General features: G+C 61.7%; 21 protein-coding genes and 1 pseudogene. 13 read left to right on the top strand and 9 right to left on the bottom strand.

What is annotated here, in order from left to right:
* The coding region (locus tag ACTHNR_RS24160) for a LysR family transcriptional regulator (protein ID WP_440550905.1) at nt 1-616 on the bottom strand (616 nt) is incomplete at its 3' end.
* 108 nt (nt 617-724) lie between these two features.
* Between ACTHNR_RS24160 and ACTHNR_RS24155 the strand changes: the two genes are divergently transcribed.
* The 7 genes and pseudogenes from ACTHNR_RS24155 to treF all read left to right on the top strand — a co-directional run bounded on the left by ACTHNR_RS24155 (nt 725) and on the right by treF (nt 6,579).
* Nucleotides 725-1,897 carry an acyl-CoA dehydrogenase family protein gene (locus ACTHNR_RS24155; protein ID WP_440550904.1) on the top strand — a complete coding sequence of 391 codons (1,173 nt, stop codon included), beginning with the start codon at nt 725-727 and terminating at the stop codon, nt 1,895-1,897.
* An 89-nt stretch (nt 1,898-1,986) separates the two neighbouring features.
* Nucleotides 1,987-2,097 (top strand): annotated as a pseudogene (locus tag ACTHNR_RS24150) (CoA transferase); the annotation flags it as partial.
* A 152-nt stretch (nt 2,098-2,249) separates the two neighbouring features.
* Nucleotides 2,250-2,729 carry a carboxymuconolactone decarboxylase family protein gene (locus ACTHNR_RS24145; RefSeq protein WP_440550903.1) on the top strand — a complete coding sequence of 160 codons (480 nt, stop codon included), beginning with the start codon at nt 2,250-2,252 and terminating at the stop codon, nt 2,727-2,729.
* 174 nt (nt 2,730-2,903) lie between these two features.
* Nucleotides 2,904-3,287, top strand: a complete 384-nt coding sequence (locus ACTHNR_RS24140; protein WP_440550901.1) for an ATP-dependent protease — start codon at nt 2,904-2,906, stop codon at nt 3,285-3,287.
* A 168-nt stretch (nt 3,288-3,455) separates the two neighbouring features.
* Nucleotides 3,456-3,971, top strand: coding sequence for a signal peptidase II (gene lspA, locus ACTHNR_RS24135; protein WP_440550900.1), 516 nt, complete (start codon nt 3,456-3,458; stop codon nt 3,969-3,971).
* A 209-nt stretch (nt 3,972-4,180) separates the two neighbouring features.
* Nucleotides 4,181-4,948 (top strand): SDR family NAD(P)-dependent oxidoreductase, encoded by a 768-nt coding sequence (locus ACTHNR_RS24130; RefSeq protein ID WP_440550898.1) that lies wholly within the window; start codon nt 4,181-4,183, stop codon nt 4,946-4,948.
* Nucleotides 4,945-6,579 carry an alpha,alpha-trehalase TreF gene (gene treF, locus ACTHNR_RS24125; protein ID WP_440550897.1) on the top strand — a complete coding sequence of 545 codons (1,635 nt, stop codon included), beginning with the start codon at nt 4,945-4,947 and terminating at the stop codon, nt 6,577-6,579. Before ACTHNR_RS24130 ends, treF begins: the two co-directional genes overlap by 4 nt.
* 25 nt (nt 6,580-6,604) lie before the next feature.
* On the opposite strand, the gene ACTHNR_RS24120 is transcribed toward treF, so the two are convergent.
* A complete protein-coding gene (locus ACTHNR_RS24120) occupies nt 6,605-7,207 on the bottom strand; it encodes a phosphatase PAP2 family protein (RefSeq protein WP_440550906.1) in 603 nt (200 codons plus the stop codon).
* 265 nt (nt 7,208-7,472) lie between these two features.
* Here ACTHNR_RS24120 and ACTHNR_RS24115 point away from each other — a divergent pair, with 265 nt between their 5' ends.
* The 3 genes from ACTHNR_RS24115 to ACTHNR_RS24105 all read left to right on the top strand — a co-directional run bounded on the left by ACTHNR_RS24115 (nt 7,473) and on the right by ACTHNR_RS24105 (nt 8,941).
* Nucleotides 7,473-7,814 (top strand): DHCW motif cupin fold protein, encoded by a 342-nt coding sequence (locus tag ACTHNR_RS24115; protein WP_440550895.1) that lies wholly within the window; start codon nt 7,473-7,475, stop codon nt 7,812-7,814.
* Nucleotides 7,815-8,028: 214 nt separating this feature from the next.
* Nucleotides 8,029-8,472, top strand: a complete 444-nt coding sequence (locus ACTHNR_RS24110) for a cupin domain-containing protein (protein WP_440550893.1) — start codon at nt 8,029-8,031, stop codon at nt 8,470-8,472.
* Between the two features lie 34 nt (nt 8,473-8,506).
* Complete coding sequence (locus ACTHNR_RS24105; RefSeq protein WP_440550892.1) at nt 8,507-8,941, top strand: GNAT family N-acetyltransferase; 435 nt, start codon at nt 8,507-8,509, stop codon at nt 8,939-8,941.
* A gap of 20 nt (nt 8,942-8,961) precedes the next feature.
* Here ACTHNR_RS24105 and ACTHNR_RS24100 read toward each other — a convergent pair whose 3' ends face one another.
* The 4 genes from ACTHNR_RS24100 to ACTHNR_RS24085 all read right to left on the bottom strand — a co-directional run bounded on the left by ACTHNR_RS24100 (nt 8,962) and on the right by ACTHNR_RS24085 (nt 14,558).
* Complete coding sequence (locus ACTHNR_RS24100) at nt 8,962-10,203, bottom strand: MFS transporter (protein ID WP_440550890.1); 1,242 nt, start codon at nt 10,201-10,203, stop codon at nt 8,962-8,964.
* 125 nt (nt 10,204-10,328) lie between these two features.
* Nucleotides 10,329-12,230: an amidase gene (locus ACTHNR_RS24095; RefSeq protein WP_440550888.1), complete on the bottom strand. Its 1,902-nt coding sequence runs from the start codon at nt 12,228-12,230 to the stop codon at nt 10,329-10,331.
* Between the two features lie 42 nt (nt 12,231-12,272).
* Nucleotides 12,273-13,556 carry a D-amino acid dehydrogenase gene (locus tag ACTHNR_RS24090; protein ID WP_440550886.1) on the bottom strand — a complete coding sequence of 428 codons (1,284 nt, stop codon included), beginning with the start codon at nt 13,554-13,556 and terminating at the stop codon, nt 12,273-12,275.
* A gap of 117 nt (nt 13,557-13,673) precedes the next feature.
* Complete coding sequence (locus tag ACTHNR_RS24085; RefSeq protein ID WP_440550885.1) at nt 13,674-14,558, bottom strand: LysR family transcriptional regulator; 885 nt, start codon at nt 14,556-14,558, stop codon at nt 13,674-13,676.
* Nucleotides 14,559-14,763: 205 nt separating this feature from the next.
* On the opposite strand from ACTHNR_RS24085, the gene ACTHNR_RS24080 reads away from it, so the two are divergent.
* Nucleotides 14,764-16,230 carry an N-acyl-D-amino-acid deacylase family protein gene (locus ACTHNR_RS24080; RefSeq protein WP_440550883.1) on the top strand — a complete coding sequence of 489 codons (1,467 nt, stop codon included), beginning with the start codon at nt 14,764-14,766 and terminating at the stop codon, nt 16,228-16,230.
* A gap of 73 nt (nt 16,231-16,303) precedes the next feature.
* Here ACTHNR_RS24080 and ACTHNR_RS24075 read toward each other — a convergent pair whose 3' ends face one another.
* Nucleotides 16,304-17,026: an SDR family oxidoreductase gene (locus tag ACTHNR_RS24075; protein ID WP_440550882.1), complete on the bottom strand. Its 723-nt coding sequence runs from the start codon at nt 17,024-17,026 to the stop codon at nt 16,304-16,306.
* A gap of 115 nt (nt 17,027-17,141) precedes the next feature.
* Here ACTHNR_RS24075 and ACTHNR_RS24070 point away from each other — a divergent pair, with 115 nt between their 5' ends.
* Nucleotides 17,142-18,059, top strand: a complete 918-nt coding sequence (locus tag ACTHNR_RS24070) for a LysR family transcriptional regulator (RefSeq protein WP_440550880.1) — start codon at nt 17,142-17,144, stop codon at nt 18,057-18,059.
* 69 nt (nt 18,060-18,128) lie between these two features.
* On the opposite strand, the gene ACTHNR_RS24065 is transcribed toward ACTHNR_RS24070, so the two are convergent.
* Entirely contained in the window at nt 18,129-18,392 is a 264-nt protein-coding gene (locus ACTHNR_RS24065) for a hypothetical protein (protein WP_440550878.1), read from the bottom strand.
* A gap of 105 nt (nt 18,393-18,497) precedes the next feature.
* Entirely contained in the window at nt 18,498-19,319 is an 822-nt protein-coding gene (locus ACTHNR_RS24060; protein WP_440550877.1) for a TetR/AcrR family transcriptional regulator, read from the bottom strand.
* Between the two features lie 196 nt (nt 19,320-19,515).
* Between ACTHNR_RS24060 and ACTHNR_RS24055 the strand changes: the two genes are divergently transcribed.
* On the top strand, nt 19,516-20,551 hold a 1,036-nt coding region (locus ACTHNR_RS24055; RefSeq protein WP_440550875.1), incomplete at its 3' end, for an aspartate aminotransferase family protein.

The following is a 20,551-nucleotide window of genomic DNA, read 5'->3' as shown; positions in this document are numbered from 1 at the left end:
GTTCGATGACGCCCCTCAGCCCCTGTGGCGCCGCGGGCAGGATGAACGGCTGACGCGCGACGCGCGAGAAGCTGACAGGCCGCTTTCGCGACAGCCGCGCGGACGGCTCAGCCAATACCCACAAACTTTCCTCCAGCAGTGCTTTCACGTGCAGAGCGGGTGTTTCTTTCTGTCCGTAAAGCAGCGCGGCGTCCACATCGCCTTCTTCGAGCCAGTCCTGCAAGTGCCCCGCGTACCCAATGGTCAGACGCAGGCGGATACCCGGGAAGCGCTGGGCGACCTCGCGCGCGAGCATGGTGGCCAGCAAATCAGCCGTGCTGGCGAGCAGTCCGATGCTGACGATCCCCGCGACAGGACCGTCCGTCGGCTGGATCTCGGCCTTTGCGCGCGCAACCTCGTTGAGAATGCGGCGCGCATATTCGAGCATCGTCTTCCCCGAAGATGTGAGCTGCATGCCGTGCCGGCTGCGGTCGAACAACTCGGTGCCCATGTCTTCCTCCAGCAGCCGCAATTGGCGCGACACGGCCGGCTGCACGAGGTTCAGTAGACTGGATGCACGTGTGACGTTTCCCGTTTCGGCCACGGTGACAAAGGCGCGTAATTGTTTGAGGTCCATCGCTGCTCCCGATACCGAAGGGTGATACATCGATCACGAAATTCTATTTCACGGACTCACCATCAAAATCTATGATGGATCAATCCATCCATGTTACTGGACTGATTGATGAGCGCATCGATTTTTTCTGCCCCCGGCCCTTACCAGGAAATCCGCGATGCCGTACGCGATCTGTGTAATCAGTTCCCTCCCGAATATCACCGCAAGATCGACGAGGCGCGCGGCTACCCTGAAGAGTTCGTCAATGCACTCACCAAAGCCGGCTGGCTGGCGGCGCTGATTCCGCAGGAATACGACGGTCCCGGCCTGTCTATGGCAGAGGCGTCGGTCATCATGGAAGAGATCAACCGCTCGGGCGGAAACGCCGGAGCCTGCCACGGCCAGATGTACATAATGAACACCATCGTGTTCAGCGGAACGAAGGCGCAGAAGCAGCGCTATTTGCCGCGCATTGCATCGGGTGAGTTGCGTGTTCAGTCGATGGGCGTCACCGAACCGACCACGGGCAGCGATACGACGAAGCTCAAGACCACGGCAGTGAAGCGTGACGGCCGGTGGGTGGTCAACGGGCAAAAAGTCTGGATCTCACGCGTACAGCACAGCGACCTGCTGATTCTGCTCGCGCGCACCACGCCGCTCGAACAGGTGGAGAAGAAAAGTGACGGTTTGTCGTGCTTCATCGTCGAGTTGGATAAGGCAATCGGCAACGGCCTTACGGTTCGTCCCATCCTCAACATGGTCAACCACGAGACCAACGAGCTTTTTTTCGACAACCTGGAGCTGCCCGAGGATGCGCTGCTCGGCGCCGAGGGCAAGGGGCTGAAGGTGATCTTCGACGGCCTGAATGCCGAGCGCACTCTGATCGCTGCGGAGTGCATCGGCGATGGTTACTGGTTCCTGGAAAAGGCGCGCGACTATGCGAATGAACGCAAGGTGTTCGGTCGTGCGATCGGGCAAAACCAGGGTATCCAGTTCCCGCTTGCGGAGTCGTTCATCGAACTGGAAGCGGCAAACCTGATGCGCTGGCGTGCGTGCGAGAAGATCGATGCGCGCGAGAACGCCGGGGTGGATGCCAATATGGCCAAGTATTTGGCCGCAAAGGCGAGTTGGGAGGCGGCTAACGCATGCCTGCAGACACACGGTGGCTTCGGTTTTGCGTGTGAGTACGACGTGGAGCGCAAGTTTCGCGAAACGCGCTTGTACCAGGTGGCGCCCATTTCCACGAACATGATTCTCGGGCACGTGGCCGAGCACGTGTTGCAACTGCCCCGTTCCTACTGATTCGCCTCGGAAGCGGTCGGGCGCGCGGTTCCGAAGATCGATTGGCTAGGGTGGCCAAAGCATAACTCGAATAGCAGCGAGACTCGTCATGGACCAACCGCTCGAAGGAGAGCCTCGCGCTCGACCTGAAGCAGCCAGCGGATCGGCAGCTCCTGGGCGAACTCACCGCACGGGCCGATGCGCTGGTGCAGAGCCTCGCTATCGCCGATTGGTGCGGCGCCGGCAACACCGTGAGTCCGTTCGCCTATCTACTCCAAAATGCAGGGCGTCCGTACTATGACTCCACGCGGCGCATTGCCGCCGGGAGCGTTCGCGAGGCGCGGATGTTCTCCCATCGTCCCCAGGAGAAATCATGACGCAGCGCATCAACTACATTCAGCAGTCGCCGGAACTGTTCAGGACGTTTCTGGAATTCAACAATCAGCTGCAGGAGAGCGCAATTGAGCAATCGATCCGTGATCTCGTCACGCTGCGCGCATCGCAGATCAACGGCTGTGGCTTCTGCGTCGACATGCATGTCAAGGAGGCGCGTATCCATGGTGAGCGCGAACTGCGCTTGCATCATGTCGCGATCTGGCGCGAATCGACCCTCTTCGCGCCACGCGAACGCGCCGCGCTCGCATGGGCCGAAGTGCTGACCAAGCTGCCCGAGCATGGCGTGCCCGACGATATCTACGAGCAGGTTCGAACGCAGTTCTCGGAGAAGGAACTGTCCGACCTGACGTTCCAAGTGATCGCCATCAATGGGTGGAACCGCGCGAGCATCGCATTCAAGGCCGTGCCTGGCTCTGCCGACAAGGCGTACGGGCTGGATAAGGCGAATCTCGCCTGAACGGGAGGGCGTCTCGGGCCCGCGTCTGCGGGCCCAGCGCATCTGCGGGAGATGTCGCCCGCTAAAATTCGAAAGCCATCGTCTTCCGCCCGGTATTCTCGCGCTCCCGATACCCGCACCCGGCCGCCCGCGGCCCGTGCGATGATATGCGACGGCCAACATGGGACATAGAGAATGACGAGCACATTCGACGAGGCAACAACGGTGGCGATCGCGGCGTTTGCCCAACTGGATTTCAACACCGCAGTGCAGGCGATGCGCGCCGAGGCTGACTACGACCACGAGCAGGACCAGTGGATCACGCGCTACATCGACGAGCACGGCGGCGGCGCGGACGATATGGAATACGACGCCTTGCATGCGCAGGCCCAAGCAACCCCGGAGTTCGCGCAGTTCATCGATGCCGTCCGCAAGGAGATCCTCGATTACTTCGGCGTGACCGGCGAACAACTGGATTGGGTGGTCGTGCTTCGCAACGACGATAGCGATGAGCTGTGGGCAGAGGTCAATCGGCAGCGGAGCGAACTGGGCACCGGAGAAGTACGCGGCGATCTTTAATCGCAGCCTTTATCGGGAAAGCAAAGGATGGAACGCGGACGGCGAGATTCGTCCATGAGGCGCCGTTCGACCACGCCGACGAGAATCGTGAACAATTTCCCCTTTTTCGCGCCCGGCATCCATCGATGGTTAGAATGTGGTCCTGTCAGTCTACGGACCCGTTCTCGAATGACGACGAAACACAGAATTGCCACTGCGCTATTTTGCGCGCTTGCCTGGATCATCGTCGATCAGCTGACGAAGGCGTTCTTCAAGCAAATATTGACGCCTGGCGATGTAGTATCTTTTTTCGCCGGAAGCCTCCTGGTTTTGCCCACCTATAACCACGGCGCCTTCCTTAGCCTTGGCGCTGAAATGTCAGATTCGACGCGCAACTTCATTTTCATATACGGTGTTCTGGCAATTCTGGTCGGCCTGCTCATATGGCTCTTGCGCTCGTCCAAGCTGGGTCGTGTCGAAGTCATTGCGATCGCGTGTATTCTCGGTGGCGGGCTAAGCAATTTGCTCGATCGCTGTATCTACGATGGCCGGGTTTTCGATTTCCTGAACATCGGAATCGGGCACGTCAGAACGGGCATATTTAATGTTGCGGACGTTGGCATCATGCTCGGCCTGGCGATGCTACTCCTGGGTCGTGCGAAACGCGGGCCCACCTCGCCGGGATCGGCGACCGCATTGCAATGAAGCTGGAATTCGCTTTATATCCAACTGAAAGCGTGGTGCGCACTGCATGACTTTCCCGTCATTGTCGACGCTGCTGCAAACGTGTTCATCCAGTAGCGTACGGGTGAAATCAGGCCTCGCCAAAGCCGCTAGGCCTGCGAATTGCTTTCCTTTGCAAAGAACGACATCCGCCCATTGCCCAAATCAAAGGAGTCAGTATGGAGAAAGCAATGAGATTGCAAGGAAAGATCGCGCTCGTGACCGGCGCGGGGCAGGGCATCGGTCGCGCCGTTGCCGTGCGCTTGGCGCAGGAGGGCGCGAAGGTCATCGTCAACGATCTGCACGACGACAACCGAGCCGAGCAGACTTTGGCCGACGTGCGAGCCGCCGGCAGCGACGGATGTATCGTGGCGGCTGACGTAAGCATCGCGCAAGCCGGTCGCCGGCTGATCGAAGAAGCAGTCAAGCAGATGGGTAGCGTCGACGTGCTCGTCAACAATGCAGGCGTGGAGCACAATGCGTCGTTTCTCGATGTCACCGAAGAGGACTACGATCGAGTCCTCGACATCAATTTGAAAGGCGCATTCTTCATCACGCAAGCCTTCGTTAGCCATTTGCGCGATACGCAGCGCGGTGGCCGCATCGTCAACATCAGCTCCGTGCACGAAGAATTGCCGTTCCCGCATTTCACGAGTTATTGCGCCAGTAAAGGCGGCATGAAGATGATGATGCGCAACCTTGCAATCGAGCTTGCGCCGCTCGGCATCACGGTCAATAACGTGGCGCCCGGTGCGATCGGTACGTCGATCAACGACCGGTTGCTGCATAATCCCACGCAGCTCAACGCGCTGCTCGGCAACATCCCTCTCAAGCGCTTGGGCAAACCGCTCGATGTCGCCAATGCGGTGTTGTTCTTGGCGTCGGATGAGGCCGACTATATTACGGGCACGACGCTCTATGTCGATGGCGGCTTACTGTGGAACTACGCTGAACAATGAGCATGACAGTCGCAGCCGACAAGATGTTGGCAACCGGGGGCGCGGCGCCCGACGTAGGGCACGTCGCCCCCGCCGACGTACTGACGCCGGCCGACCGCTATCAAGAACTCTTCGTCGCCGTGCAGATGGGGCGCGTATTCGACGACAGCAAATCGTTCACCGATTGCGTGCCGCTCACGGCTCCCGTCGAGATCATGCGACGTTATCGCGCCGGTCACGCGCTGCCCGGTTTCGACTTGAAAGACTTCGTGACGCGGCATTTCAAGCACGAACGCGCGCCTGCGGAGCACTACGTGGCGGATACGAGCCAGACGCTCGCCGCGCACATCGACGCGTTGTGGCCGGTGTTGAGGCGTGAGCCTCGACACCATCCGGCGCACAGCTCGCTGTTGCCCCTACCGCACGACTACGTTGTGCCCGGAGGACGTTTCAGCGAGATGTACTACTGGGACTCCTACTTCACGATGCTTGGCCTCGCCGAAAGCGGACGGCGCCATCTGCTGCGCAGCATGGCCGATAACTTCGCGTTCTTGGTCGATCATTACGGACATATTCCCAACGGCAATCGAACGTATTACTTGAGCCGCTCGCAGCCGCCGGTATTCGCGTTGATGGTCGATTTGTTCGAGACGCACGGCGTTCAGCCGGCACTCCGATATCTGCCGCAATTGAAGCGCGAGCACGCTTACTGGATGGAAGGCGCCGAAGGCTTGGCGCCCGGCGAAGCGGCTCGACATGTCGTGCGGCTGCCCGATGGCGCGCTGCTGAACCGCTACTGGGATGAGCGCGACACGCCGCGCGACGAGGGATACGTCGAAGATGTCGAGACGGCGGCGCTCAGTGCGCGCGCGAAGGGGGAGGTCTATCGCGACCTGCGAGCAGGTGCGGAGTCGGGCTGGGACTTCAGCTCGCGCTGGCTTGCCGATCCGAACGACCTCTCGACGATCCGAACGACGGCGATACTGCCGATCGATTTGAACAGCTTCCTCTACAAGCTCGAAACACAGATCGAAAAGCTCGCCCGTGCGCATGGCGATGCCGCCACGGCCGATGCATTCGGCAATCGGGCCGCTGCGCGGCGTGGCGCAATCGATCGCTACCTTTGGAGCGAGAAGGACGGTGCGTTCGTCGACTACGACTGGCAGCTCGGCATTCAGCGCGACGGACTGAGCGCCGCGCTCGCGGTGCCGCTCTATGTCGGGCTGGCGTCGCGCGAGCAGGCGCACCGCTCGGCGCGAGCGCTCGAGTCGCGGTTGTTGGCGGCCGGCGGCGTGAGAACGACCGAGCAAGCGAGCCCGCAGCAATGGGATCGGTCCAACGGCTGGGCTCCGCTGCAATGGATGGCGGCGCGCGGGTTGATTCGCTACGGGGAGCAAACGCTCGGGCGAGAGATCGGTCACCGCTGGCTCGCCACGGTGGCGGCGGTCTATGAGCGCGAGTTCAAGCTCGTCGAGAAATACGCGTTGCACCGCGACGTCGACGCGACGCGCGGCGGCGATGGCGGGGAATATCCCTTGCAGGACGGCTTCGGCTGGACCAATGGCGTCGTGCGCAAACTGCTCGATGCGCATCCCGAACACGAGGTGCATAGCAGTCGTGCGGGGCAGCCACGCAAGCGCTCGGCCGGATAGCCGCGCGGGTGACGGCAGTAGCCGCTTACGGTCGCAGCCACCCCTGCGCGATGGGCCAGGCGAACGTCTTGCGATATACCGCAACGCACATGCGCGTAAATGCCGATCCCCATGCACGCCAGATCGCCGTGCTGAGGAAATACGTGGCCCACGCGACGATAGCCGCGCCCACCATATCGAACGGAAAGTGCACGCCGACAAAGATGCGCGACCACGCCACCGCGATATCGACGGCCAGCATGGCCGCGCCTAGCCGTCGCATCCCGCAGTAGAGGAACGTGAACGACATGGCCGAGAGCAGCGTGACGTGATCGCTCGGAAACGAGGAATCCGGCGCATGCGCCAAGAACGTATGCCCCAAACCGATCGCGAACGGGCGAGGGTGATACCAAGCCATTCCGATCAACTGATTGACGCCGAGCGCGGCAAAGCCGACGACGCACGCGCGCACGGCGCCTTCGCGTCCCTCGTCGTCCGCCACTAGCCATAGGCAGGCGAGTGTGGCCGGTACAATCCAGATTGCGTAGTTGGCAACCAGCAAGCCCAATTCGATCAGCCAAGACGGCGTAGCCGGCGTGGCGTTGATTCGAAGGAAAATCGCTTGATTCAATGCTTCGATTGTTTGGATCATGGGCCTTTCTTTACGATCTCGATGTCGCGTTCGCAGGCACGCTTGCATATGGCTGAGGTAAGCTTAGCCACACTCGGAATGCCACGTGGAAGTACGACAAGCGTACCGTGTCCAGCTTAAGAACGGATTAAGGCCCGTGGACGCAAGAATCTGCGATGATTCGGCCACGTTGCCGCGTTATATGGCGAAGATGATATTCGGATCTCGGCTATCGATCGCCCCCCGGCAACGGAAGCCCGACTCAAACAGGAACCGACAAACCATGAAAATGAACCCTTTTGCCTTCGGCACGACGAAGTGGGCGGATGTCGAAAGAACGGAGCACGCGGGCGACACCGGCATGGCATATTGGCGTACGCAGTTCTATGGCGAGAAGCCGAATGAAATCCGCGTACGAATGGTCGAATACACGCCTGGCTACGTCGCGGATCACTGGTGCCAAAAAGGACACGTTCTTTTCTGCCTGGAAGGCGAACTCGAAACGACGCTCGAGGATGGACGCAGATTCGTTTTGACGCCCGGCATGAGCTACCAGGTTGGCGACAACGCGGAGCCCCATCGTTCGTCCACAAAGACGGGGGCGAAGCTGTTCATCGTCGACTGAGCGCTAAATCAGAGGCATGGCGAGCCCCCATTTGACGCATGAGACCTTGCGGGCGGGCGGAACATCGTCCTGTCTGGCGTACTAGATCCGGCCCCGGGCCCTGCGCTCGTGCAATGAGGCTTGCCGGATTGTATGACCGCTGAAAACTCCAGTTCTCCGTCCTACACTCGTACTGTTGCGATCGATGCAAATCCTCGAGCGGGAGGGAACTCAAATGATTCATGACAACGCTGCCATCAGCGAGCCGATCGCGGTCGGTCGTCTGACGATTCAGTATCTGATCGATGGAGCCGAAACGGGGGGGGTAGGTGTGTTCGAGTTGACGGTGCCGCCGGGGGCGCTCGTTCCTCCGCCGCACAGCCATACCCATAATGAGGAGTGCGTGTATGTGCTGGAGGGTACGCTTCGGTATGCTGTCGACGGGGTAGCCCGCGACCTGACCCGAGGGCAGTGGATGCACTCCCCGCGCGGGTCGGTGCATCAATTCAGCAATCCGCACGGCGATACGGCTCGTGCATTGATCGTTTTGACGCCCGACATTGGGGCCCAGTATTTCCGCGACGTCGGGGCGATCGTCAATACGAGCGAGCCTCCGGACCGCGCCAAGCTGATGGCGGTGATGTCGAAGTACGGATTGGTTCCAGCAACGCCACGTTGAACTGAAACGGCACCGCGAATTCCCAGGAGAAGAGATGTTCGAGATCAGATCGATGACCATGGAAGACTACGATGGCGTCATCCAACTGATGAAGCGAACGCCGGGCATTACCGTTCGAGACGCCGACTCGCGCGATGCCACGCGACGATATCTAGAGCGCAATCCAGGGCTGAGCTTCGTTGCGAAGATCGGCGACGAAATCGTGGGGTGTCTCATGTCGGGGCATGACGGCCGCCGCGGCTATCTGCAGCATCTCGTCGTCCAGCCAGCGCATCGCCGAAAAGGTATCGCCAATGCGCTGGTCAAGAGATGTTTAGGTGAACTGCAAGCAATCGGAATCGTCAAGAGCCATGTCGACGTTCTGAAGACGAATGCGCTCGCGCACTCGTTTTGGGACCGGCAAGGATGGGCCTCGCGAACCGATATCGACCGCTATTCGTGGATCGGTAACGGAAGCGCGAATGCTTGATCGCCCGTTCCAGCGCGCCCTCAAGAATTCGCCAGCGCCACATGCGCGGGATCTTGGTTCGTGTTCGGCGTCTTCAACGTGCAAGCGATCACGCAGGCGATTGCAGCGGATAGCACGAGGTACGAGAAGGCCCCCACGTACGAGCCGTTGAAGGCTCCGATCAAGTGCCCCATGATCACCGGCGCGATAAACCCCGCCATTTGACCGCCGAAGTTGATGAGCCCCGTCGCGCTGCCCACCTTGTCGTTCGGAAAATACTTGAGCGGAACGGTGAAAACGGTGGCATAGACCATGGTGAAGGCGCAAATGCACAGCGTCCAATAAAGCACGAGCAACGGTAGCGAGGACGTCGTCATCATCAGGATGAGAAACAGGGCGCACAGCAGCGCGCCGCACGCCATCAGCGGCTTCGAGCGGTGCGCGCCGGCCTTATCGATGACATGGCCGACGGTATTGGTGGCGAAGAACGCCGCGATATACGGGATCATCGAAGCAATGCCGATGTGTTGAATGTCGATGCCTCGCACCTTCAGCAAATACGACGGCATCCACGATTGAAGCCCGAGGAACAGCGTGCTGCTGCAGAACCAGATCAGGCCAACGCGCCACGTCATGGGATTGCGCAGTAGTTCCAGGTAGTGTGACCGGCTTTGGGCAGCCGGACGGGGACTGCGAACGTGCGCGCGCGGTTTGAGCATGAAGACGAACGCAGCAGCGACCGCCACGCCGCATACCCCCAGTGCCGGAAACGTCCAACGCCAGCCATACGCGGCAATGACGGCGGCGACGAAGATGGACCCGGCCGCATTGCCGAGGAATACGGTGCTGGACATCAACGATTGCACGCGGCCGCGCTCCTGCTTCTGAAAATTCTCCGCGATGGCGACCGCATTGGCCGGCGCGAAGCCGCCTTCGCCGATCCCGAACAGCAACCGAATGATGACGAGCGACGCGAACGACCAGGACATGCCGGTCAGCGCCGTGAAGATCGACCACATCACGATGCAAGCGGTCAGCACGCGCTTCGCGCCGTACCGGTCGGCCAGCCAACCTCCGCCGAGTTGCATGAACGCATAGGTAAAGTAGAACGCGCCGAGGACGTATCCGCGCTCCTGGTCGTTCAGTCCAAATTCGTGTGCAATGGGGATCACCGCCGTGCTAATGACGATGCGGTCGGCGTACGCGACTACCCAAGCCACGAATATGACGGCGATCAGCGCGAACTTGCGCCAGTGTTGTGTACTCAACGTTGATGTCTCCATGTCGACTCCTAATGGCTTGGTTCTCCGGACCGGTCGAATCGATTTCGACCGGAGCCAAGCTTTCAATGTGCGCGCGCCAATATGACCAAGCAATTGACGATATGGCGGTTGCCTATAAACGTGTGTTATGGGCTCCGCGAACCTGAATTCGGCTTCTCGTTCCGCGCTTGCCCGGCCATGCCGGACCGCACGCTCACAGCCGCGTGCGTTCCGCTGGTCGTAGTCAGCCGCAAGACGACATCGCCTCGCACCCAACGCGCTAGGTGATGGGGTGCGAGCGTAAGCGTGTCGACTCTGTGCCGCTCGCCTCGCACGAGCAGGTTCGCGAACACAGGGCCGATCGATTGGTCCTGTACGGCGTGGACCGTGACGGCAATCAGGCGATCGGCGAGGATCTCATTCGCCGAGATCTCGTAACGTAGTTCGGCTGTCAGCGCATCCAGCGTGTAGTCGACGCATACGGCTGCTTCATCGACGTTTCGCTCGCGTAGTTCTACGCATTCGCGGATCGTTCGATGCGATGACGAAAACGTGTGCAGAGACGGCGTGCTGTAGGGCGGCGAACGCGTCCATGCCTGCGATTCCCACTGGCTGGCATAGCTGAGCAAGTCTTGCTCGGCGTAGAGCGGGCCCATGAGTTCGATGCCGACCGGCAGCGCGTCGCGCGTCCAACCGGCGGGCATCACGATGGAAGGCAGTCCCGTGCCCGGCCCGAGTTGGCTATTCTCCGCCGGTAGTATCTCCCCGAGCAGCGTCGGTTTGCGTCGCAATGCCGGGTAGGCCAGAACGCCCACCCCATGCTGCGCCATGCACGTTTCAACGATGTCGCGCAGCTTCGCTTGCTGCGCAACGGCCTGCCGATACGCTTCGCTGTCGGCGTCTTGCGTTGCATTTCTGGCTTTCAGCACAGCATCGAGTTGCTCGTGATGTAAGCCGGCGGCGATAACGTCGCCTAGCGAGCGAATCGTCGAAGCGGGGTGGCGATCCAGGTAGCCGGCCAAGGCAAAACGAAACTCGTGGGCGATGACGTTGCTCGCCCGCATAAGGGGCTCGAGGTCGGGGATGTCGACGTCGATCAATTGCGCGCCAAGCGCCTGCATCTGACTCAAGGCTTGGCGGGTCAGCTCTGACACTTCGTCTTCGTCCGCCGCGCGTCCGAACAGTTTCGACAGCACTCCGATCCTGAGTCCCGCCAATGCGTTGGCGCGAATGCCGGCGAAGTACGAACGAGGAATATGCATCTGGGCGCCGGCCGTCGATGCATCAGCGGGATCGCTGCCCACCATGGCGTCGAGGGCGATGGCAAGATCGGCGACCGTTCGCGCGAGCGGCCCAGGGATGTCCTGTGTCGTCGAAAGCGGCATCATTCCGGAACGGCTGGCCAAACCGCGCGATAACCGCAGCGTGTAGAGCGACTGACACGACGCCGGAAGGCGCAGCGACCCGCATGTGTCGCTGCCGATGCCGAAAGCGGCAAAACTGGCCGCGACGGCCACCGCCGTGCCGCCGCTCGATCCGCCGGGCACGCGACGCAGGTCGTAGGGGTTGCGTGTAAAGCCGGTCAACGATGAGACATTGGTGACGCCCGCGGCCAATTCGTGCATCGTCGTCTTGCCCAATATGATCGCCCCTGCAGAGCGTAGCCTTTGCACGAGAAAGGCGTCTGTCTCGGGGCAGAGGTTCGCAAACGCCAGAGAGCCGCCGGAAGTCGGCAGGCCCGCCACGTCGATATTGTCTTTGACGAGAATGGGAATGCCGTGAAGCGGCCCGCGCATGCCTTTCGCGCGGCGCTCGGCGTCGAGCGCTTGCGCGTCATCGAAGGCGGACGGGTTCAGAACGACGACCGCGTTGAGCTTGGGCCCGTCTTGATCGAACGCTCGAATTCTGTCGATGTAGCCCTGCACGAGTTGTCGAGCCGTCACTTGCCCCGAGGCGAGCGCGGCATGCAGCTGCTGCACCGATTTTTCGGCGACGTCGTAGGGGACATCACGATTCGAGGCTTGTTGCGAGGAGCGATCGTGCGACATTTACATGGGTTCCTCTGATCGGGATGGCGGGGGGGCGGCGCCCTAAGTGGGCAACTGAAAACCATCGAGCGGCACGGAAGGCTTGCGCCCTCCGACGAGTTCGCTGACGAGTAAGCCGCTTGCCAAGGCCAGTGTAAAACCCAGCGCGCCTTGACCGAGATTCAACCAGAGATTGGCGAAGCCGGCCGAGCCGATGATCGGCGTGCTCGTGGGCGTTGCCGGCCGCAAACCGCACCATGCATCCGCGCGGTCGTAGTCGACGGCGTCGGGGAACGCTTGCGCGGCTTCCGCCCTCAGCGATTCGATTCTCGCGGGATCGGGCCGGGCGTCGCGGCCGGTGATGTCGGCCATGCCGGCGACGCGAAGCCGATCGCCCAGGCGCGCATAGACGACCTTACGATCGAAGTCGGTGACGCTCACGCGCGGGGCGGTGTCGCGTCCGCGAATTTGGCCGGTGAGGCTGTATCCCTTGAGCGGATAGATCGGGATTCTGACGCCCAGCGGCTCTAGCAAGTCGGCGCTGGCCGTCCCCGCGCACAAGACGACATGGTCGGCCTCTATCGCTTGCCCGTTTGCCTGAACGGAAATGCGCGCCGGGCGGCACGCTGCGTCCGCACGCAATGCGGTGACCTGCGTCCCAAGCATGAATTGAACGTTTCTGGACCTGAGCAGGCCGGCCAGCGCAACACAAAACTTATAGCAGTCGGCCGTCTCTTCGCTCGGGGTGAAGATGCCACCCGCCAATTTTGGCGCTAGCCCGCTCAAGGAAGGTTCCGTCTGCGCGCATTCGTTCGCCGTGAATACCTGTTGCTCGCATCCGAGCGCGCGCTGAAAGTGCACGAGGTTCCGAGCCGATTCAAAGGTTTCGGCGTTGCGGTACACCACGAGTTTTCCCGTATTCGTATGATCGAACGACAGCGCGGACTCGTGGGCGACCAAATCCTGCATCAGTTCGCGGCTCAGGAACGACAGCGTCAGCAGGCGGCGCGTGGCGAGTTCGCTTTGGGCATGGGTGCACGCCAGGACGAACTTCAGCAGCCATCGCCATTGGTTGATGTCGGCGCGCGGACGGAAGCGCACCGGCGAATGCCGTTGCGTCAGCCACCACGGCAACTTGGAAAGGACGCCGGGGCCGGCCAGCGGCGCCACGTAGCTGTACGAAAGTTGCCCCCCATTTGCGTAGCTGCTCTCCAGCGCGACATCGGCGTTTCGCTCCACAACCGTGACTTTGTGCCCGTCACGTGCAAGGTACCAGGCCGTCGCAAGGCCGGTCACGCCGCCACCCAACACCAATACGTGCATATCGCGCATCCGTCGAAAGTTCATTCCGGCATTGTTGGGCGCTTCCGGTAGAGTCGTCCAATGCCAAAAGAGATCGACGCGATAGACGCGGGTTATAGGCGCTTTACCCCGGAGATTGAACGCGTGAGCGCTAGTGTGTCGTCAGCGGCCGGCTTCGCGTAGCGCCTGCAAAAGGCGTTCGCCGGGCTTCAGAGGCGGCCGCGATCGCTCCGTGACGGCGTAGACGTGCAACGGCTGATCCGACGCCACAGGCCTAGTCTGAACAGTTCGCCGATCGCCGGTCGATTCGGCGGTCAGCGAATCGACGAGCGCGACGCCCACGCGGTTTTCGACGAGCGCTCGCGCGAGCGGATACGTTTGCACGGAAATGTGCGACGCGACTCCGGGCGTGTCCGCCAGCCAGCTTGCGAGTAGCGCGCCCAGATAGTCGTCCGCGTCGATGGAGATGAACGGGGTATCGGCGAGTTCGTCGGGCTGCAGCGGTTGGCTCAGCAGCTCATCGGGCCACCAGCCCAGCGGCGCGATGGCGCACAGCTCGCAATCGAGAATAGGCGTGGCGACGAGGCTTGGGTGTGAAATCGGGCGCATCGTCAGGCCCAATTCGGCTTCGCCGAGCAGCAGCGCATGCTCGATTTCGCGCGTGTGAGCCACCTCGAGTTCGCATTGCGCATCGGGAAAGGCCTTGGACCACGCGGCGATCGCCCGCGGCAGCACGCTGTAGGCGATCGCCGGCGTGACGGCAACGGCCAACGGGCGCACGGCGCCTTGAGCCAGCGTTGTCGATAAGCGACGAATGCGCCGCAACTGGTCTTCCAGCGGCGCAAGCTCTTGCCGAAGCCTGATGGCTTCCGGCGTGGGCACGAGCTTTCCCTTGTCGCGTATGAACAAGGCAAAGCCCAGCGATTGCTCGGCATGCTTGAGGATCTTGCTGATCGCGGGCTGCGATATATGGAGCAACTTGGCTGCGCCGGCAGCCGAGCCGGTCGAAATGATGGCGCTGAACACTTCGATATGTCGTAGCCGCACGTCGCTTCCTTTGTCGATGGGATTGGCCTTCGGCGTCAACTTTACGCTACCCAAATACCAGAGGCGGAAAAATGGCGATGCTCATAACCGGCGGTTATCGGCAGTGCAGTGAAAATCATTAGACGCCAGCGACAGACAGCGCAATATTCGACATTGTCGAAGGCAAGGACCTTCCCCCACCAAGCTCACCAAGGAAACGAACCGCATGGCCGCGCAAGTAGACACCAAACTTTCCCTCCTGATCCGCGGTGGAACTTTGATCGACGGTACGAAGCGGGCTCGGGTCGATGCCGACATCGGTATTGCAGGCGATCAGGTGGTCTTTATCGGCGATGCGTCGCACTTGTCCGCCGACAGGGTCATCGACGCCTCGGGCAAGATCGTCGCCCCGGGGTTCATCGATTCGCACACGCACGACGACGCCGCGCTGCTGCTCGACCCGCTGATGCTGGCCAAGGTTTCGCAGGGCGTGACGAGCGTCGTCACAGGGAACTGCGGTGTCAGCACCGCGCCGTTGGCCGATCATGTGCCGCGTCCCATGCCGCTGAGTTTGATCGCCAGCCGCGAATCGCATGAGGGTGCCTCGTTTCCCCATTTCGCCGGTTACCTAGCTGCGCTCGATCGATCGCCTGCGTCGGTCAATGTCATCCCGATGGTGGGGCACACCACGCTGCGCGTCTCGGCGATGGATGCCCTCGATCGCGAGGCGCGGCCCGACGAGATCGAGGCCATGCGCGCGCTGTTGTCGGAAGCGATGGAGGCCGGCGCGGTCGGGCTTTCCACGGGCACTTACTATCCCCCTGCCGCGGCGGCCACGATGCGGGAGATCGTGGAAGTGTGCAGGCCCCTTGCCGAGAAAGGCGGCATCTATGTGACGCATATGCGGGACGAAGCCGATCGATGTGTCGAATCGATCGAGGAGACTCTCGAAATCGGGCGGGCGCTCGGCGTTCCCGTGGTCATATCGCATCACAAGCTGGCGCGCGAACAGAACTTTGGAAAATCGCGCGTGACGTTGCCCCTGATCGAAGCCGCGATGAAGTGCCAATGCGTCGGGCTCGATTGCTACCCGTACGATGCGAGTTCGACGATGCTGCACCAGGACGAAAAGCGTCTGCAAGGCCGCGTGAAAATCGCATCGAGCGGGTCGCATCCCGAGTTGGTGGGCCGCGAACTTGCCGATATCGCGGCATCGTGGGGCGTTTCTCTCGTGGAGGCGTCGAAGCGCTTGCAGCCCGCCAGTGCGATTTATTTCAGCATGGACGAAGCGGACGTCCAGCGCATCTTGGCGTTCGAGCACACGATGATCGGCTCGGATGGCCTGCCAAGCAGGGAAAAGCCGCATCCGCGGCTATGGGGCACGTTCTCGCGCGTGCTTGGCCGATATTGCCGCGAGCTGAGCCTCTTTCCGCTGGAGACGGCGATTTGGAAAATGACGGGACTCACGGCGCAAACCTTCGGGGTCGAGCGGCGCGGCACGATCGAAGTCGGCCAGTACGCCGACATCGTGGTGTTCGACGCAGCCACCGTGGGAGATCGCGCTACCTATGAAGATCCCGCGCAGCAGTCGGCGGGTATCGAGGCCGTTATCGTCAACGGCGAAGTCACGTTTGCCGGCGGCGCTCACATTGGGCGGCGCGCGGGGCGTGTCGTGAGGAGGCGGGCCGCTTAGTACCGAATGACGCCGCCGTCGCCAGGGCGGCATGGCGGGTTCATGGCTCGCGACGCCCTAGTCTCGCTCCGAATCAAACGAAGCGCCCGCCCCCGTCGACATGCAGCACTTCCGCATTCGTGTATCCGTTGCCCAGCAGAAACGCAATCGCCTCGCCCACTTCCGTCGGATGCCCGATGCGGCCACCCGGTAGGCCGGCGCTTACCTGAGCGAATAGCGCGGCGCGGTCTTCCGGGCCGAAAACATCGAACAACGGGGTATCCACGAACCCGGGCGAGATCGCATTGACCCGAATCGGCCTGAGCTCGAGCGCAAGCGACCGGGCAAGCGCCTCGACGCCGCGCACCGCGGCCGCGATGACCGACGTGCCTTGCCCGGTTGGGCGATCTGCAAGCTGCCCGCTCGTCAGAACGATCGAACCCGTGGACGGCATCAACGGCAACGCGGCCTTGATGGCATAAACGGGCCCGGCGATGCGTTCGTGCAGTGCGGCCAGCAGCTGATCCGGATCGCTGTCGGCGAGCTTGCCCGTGATGAAACTGCCGGCGCAGACGACGAGATGATCGACGCGCGTCATCGTTTGAAACGCCGCTTCGACAGCGTGTCTATCTCCGATGTCGGCAACCGCCGTGCGGGCGCCTCCGATCGCGCGCGCAGCGGCTTCGAGCTTCGAGGCGGTTCGCCCGACGAGCGTCACTTCAGCACCGCGCGCTTTCGCGGCCGCAGCGGCCGCCAGGCCGATTCCCGAACTGCCGCCGAACACGACGACTTGGGCGCCTCGGAGGATCGGATTCATGGTGGATTCCATCGTTTTCTCTCTAACGGAAGTGACAGTGGCTGCACGTTACGTCATTCCGTAGCGATGTAGAATGCGCCGGATTTGCATATAGCTCATTCCACCGGGGAATCTATTGGACACACTTCTGTCGATGCGCTTGTATGCGCGTGCGGTCGAGCTTGGCAGCCTTTCAGCGGTTGCCAGGGAAGAGAACATCGGCCAGCCGACCATGAGCAAAATGATTTCCGCAATCGAAAAGGAACTGGGCGTTCGACTGCTTCAGAGAACGACGACGAGCCTCACGCCGACAGAAGAAGGGCGGCGTTATTACGAACGGTGCAGGCAGATACTCGAAGAGTATGCCGACGCAGTCGCCGACATTCGAGGGCAGACGCAACGGCCGGTCGGCAAGCTGACGGTGAGCGCGCCGATGGGGCTCGGCGAACTACGTCTCAACGCGCTGGTACTGCGGTTTCTGGAAGCGTATCCGGAGATCGAAGTCGAATTGAACCTGACCGATCGCATCGTCGATCTGGTCGACGACGGCATCGACGTGGCCATCCGCATCGGCGGCGACCTCCCTCCAAACGCCATCGCGCGTGAAATCGCATGGTCTCCACGATTGCTGGTCGCCACGCCCGAGTACGTGAAACGCTCGCCACGCATTCGCAGACCGGAGGATTTACTTGCGCACCGGTATATCGGATATGCACGCGCCGCTGTCGGCCCTCAACTCGAGTTCGCCAAGGGCAGGGAGCGAATCGTTGTTCCGGTCCAGGGGCGATACAGCGTCAACAGTTCGCTTTCGCTGCGCGAATGTTTTCTGGCTGGCGCCGGCGTGGGTAGCGCGCCGGCATGGCTGGTTCAGGATCTAATCGATGCCGGCGCACTCGTCCGGCTGCTCTCCAAATGGGAACTTCCGCGGCATACCGTCCACCTGATATCGCCGTCGCGCAGATATCAACCGTTGAGGGCCCGTGTTTTCCTGCAGTTCATGGCGGAACATATTCCGACGCTGCCGGGTCTCGATGGGCGGGCCGCCCTGGATTAGAGAGCCAGGTGCTAGGAAGCGCTCGCTGGAGGATCGCCTCGGTCGAGCACGCTGCACGCCCGTTCGCACTCACGCCCCAAGGTTGTCTTTACCTCGCGGCGATGCATTGGGGTCTGTGTCTGGTACGACCTTGTCGTGCACCGGTTCGTACGCTCCCTTCTCGGGATGCGGCTTGCCTTTCGGTGTTTGTGTCGCGTCGATACTGCCGTGGCTGCGTTGCTCGACACCCTCGGGCGTCACTTTGACGTCGCCGCGTTGTTGTTGCTGTTGCGTCCGACGCGCGTCGGCGCGTTCGACAGGATCGGCAGGCTCTTGCTGCTTTTGCTCGTTCATGGTTCGCCCTCGCGGATAGATGTGAGCCCCGAGGTACAGGGGCACATGTCTGCTCGCACGGACCGTACCCGAACTCTGGTGCGGATCAACCGGTCGGGTCGACGCTCACTTGCCCCGCGCCAGCATCCGCTCCATGCCGGCAATCGCGGTGTCGACGTATGCCTTGAAACCGGCATCCATGGCGGCATCCGTCCCGTTCTGCCAGCGGACGATGAACGCCTTGTTCGCCATCGCCGGCAGGTACCTCGCCAGCGTCGGATACTCGAGCGCCCGGATCGAACGCACCTTTTCCTGCAGTTGCTCGGCCCATGCGGCCGGATCGTCCGTGGGCATCGACGCGAACTCGAGCGCAGAAAAGCCCACCATGGTAGCGATCACGACGTTGTACATGTCGACGATCTGATCGTCCTTGAAGCCGGCGGACACCAGCACGGACAGAATCCGGTCGATCATGCCGGGGCTCAGACTCGCGTTGGCGACGAGCTGTCCGCCAAGGAGCTGCGCGACGTTCGGGTGACGACGTATCACCGCGCGGCACCGAGAAAACAGCGCCCTTAGCCAATCCTGCCATGACAGCTTGTCGGGCTCGGGCGCGACGTCGACCATCGTTGCTTCGACCACCGACGCGAGCAAGTCGTTGCGCGTCGCAACATGCCAATACACCGCCGACGGATAGACGCCGAGCGATCGCGCGACATCGCGCAGGCTGAATCCCATGAGCCCGTTGCGATCGATCTGCTCGATCGCCGCCGCGACGATTTTTTCCTTGCTGAGCCCGGGGCTGGTAGCGGCGCTTTTCTTGGTGCGTGTGCGTGTCGCCGAAGCTCCCCTTGCATCAACTCGATCGGTCGCTTTTTCCGTGCCTCGGCTCTTGCCGATAGCTGCAGCTTTCCCCGTACGAGTCGTTTTGCGAGCGGATGTGGTCATGTGTCGGTTCGTTGCCTAAACGTCATTGCCTGCTGAACAAGGGGCCATTGTAGACCGGGCAACCGGCTCCGACGCCCTCTTCGCCGCCGACTTGCGCATTCTCTTGTTCGGTGTACAATAAATCGTGGTCTTTTGTCTTGGACCGCATCGGACAACCTCGCGGAACGGTCGCGATCGCCATGGACAAAACACGCAGATGGAACGGCTCAGTCCTTTAGCTAGCCCCGCGCTGACCGAGGAACTGGATCGCGCGGTCGAGCGTTACACGGCGCGCAACCGGCGAAGTGCGCTTCAGCACAAACAAGCCGCTCAAGTCATGCCGGGCGGCAATACGCGATCCGTGCTGTTTTACGATCCATTTCCGCTGGCCATGACTCGTGGCGAGGGTTGCCGCCTATGGGACGCGGATGGGCACGAGTATGTCGACTTCATCGCGGAATTCACGGCGGGCCTTTATGGCCACTCGAACGCCGTCATCCGCGAAGCGATCGAGCGTGCGCTCGATGCCGGGATCAATTTAAGCGGACACAACCTGCTGGAGTCGGAGCTTGCGCGTTTGATTTGCGATCGCTTTCCGGCCGTCGATGCGGTGCGATTCACGAACTCGGGCACCGAAGCGAACCTCATGGCGATCTCGGCTGCACGGGTCCATACGAGCCGCGACAAGGTGATCGTTTTTGCCGGCGCGTATCACGGAGGCGTGCTGACGTTTGCGAAAGGCAACAGCCGCGTCAACGTTCCACACGACGTATTGATCGCGAGCTACAACGATCTAGCGAGCGTGCAGGTCCTCTTCGAATCGCATCCTGACGAAGTGGCGGCCGTCGTCGTCGAGCCGATGCTGGGCGCGGCCGGCTGCATTTGCGGCGAGCGGGAATTTCTGTGTGGACTGGGCGCGCTTGCCTCGAAGTACGGCACGCTGTTGATTTTCGATGAAGTGATGACTTCGCGGCTGGCGCCGGGCGGGATGCAGGAGGTGCTCGGCATCGAGCCGGACCTCACGACGCTGGGCAAGTACATCGGCGGCGGCTCGTCATTCGGCGCGTTCGGCGGACGGTCCGACGTGATGGCTCTGTTCGATCCATCCCGGCCCGACGCGCTGCCGCACGCGGGCACCTTCAACAACAACGTCGCGTCCATGGCCGCGGGCCATGTCGGCCTCACGAAGGTCTACCCTGCCGACGTCGCCGGGCGGCACACGGCCCGCGGTGATGAGCTTCGCGAGGAACTCG

Source organism: Trinickia sp., assembly GCF_051954495.1.
Taxonomy (GTDB): Bacteria; Pseudomonadota; Gammaproteobacteria; order Burkholderiales; family Burkholderiaceae; genus Trinickia.
This window is presented reverse-complemented; position numbering and strand designations above follow the sequence as displayed.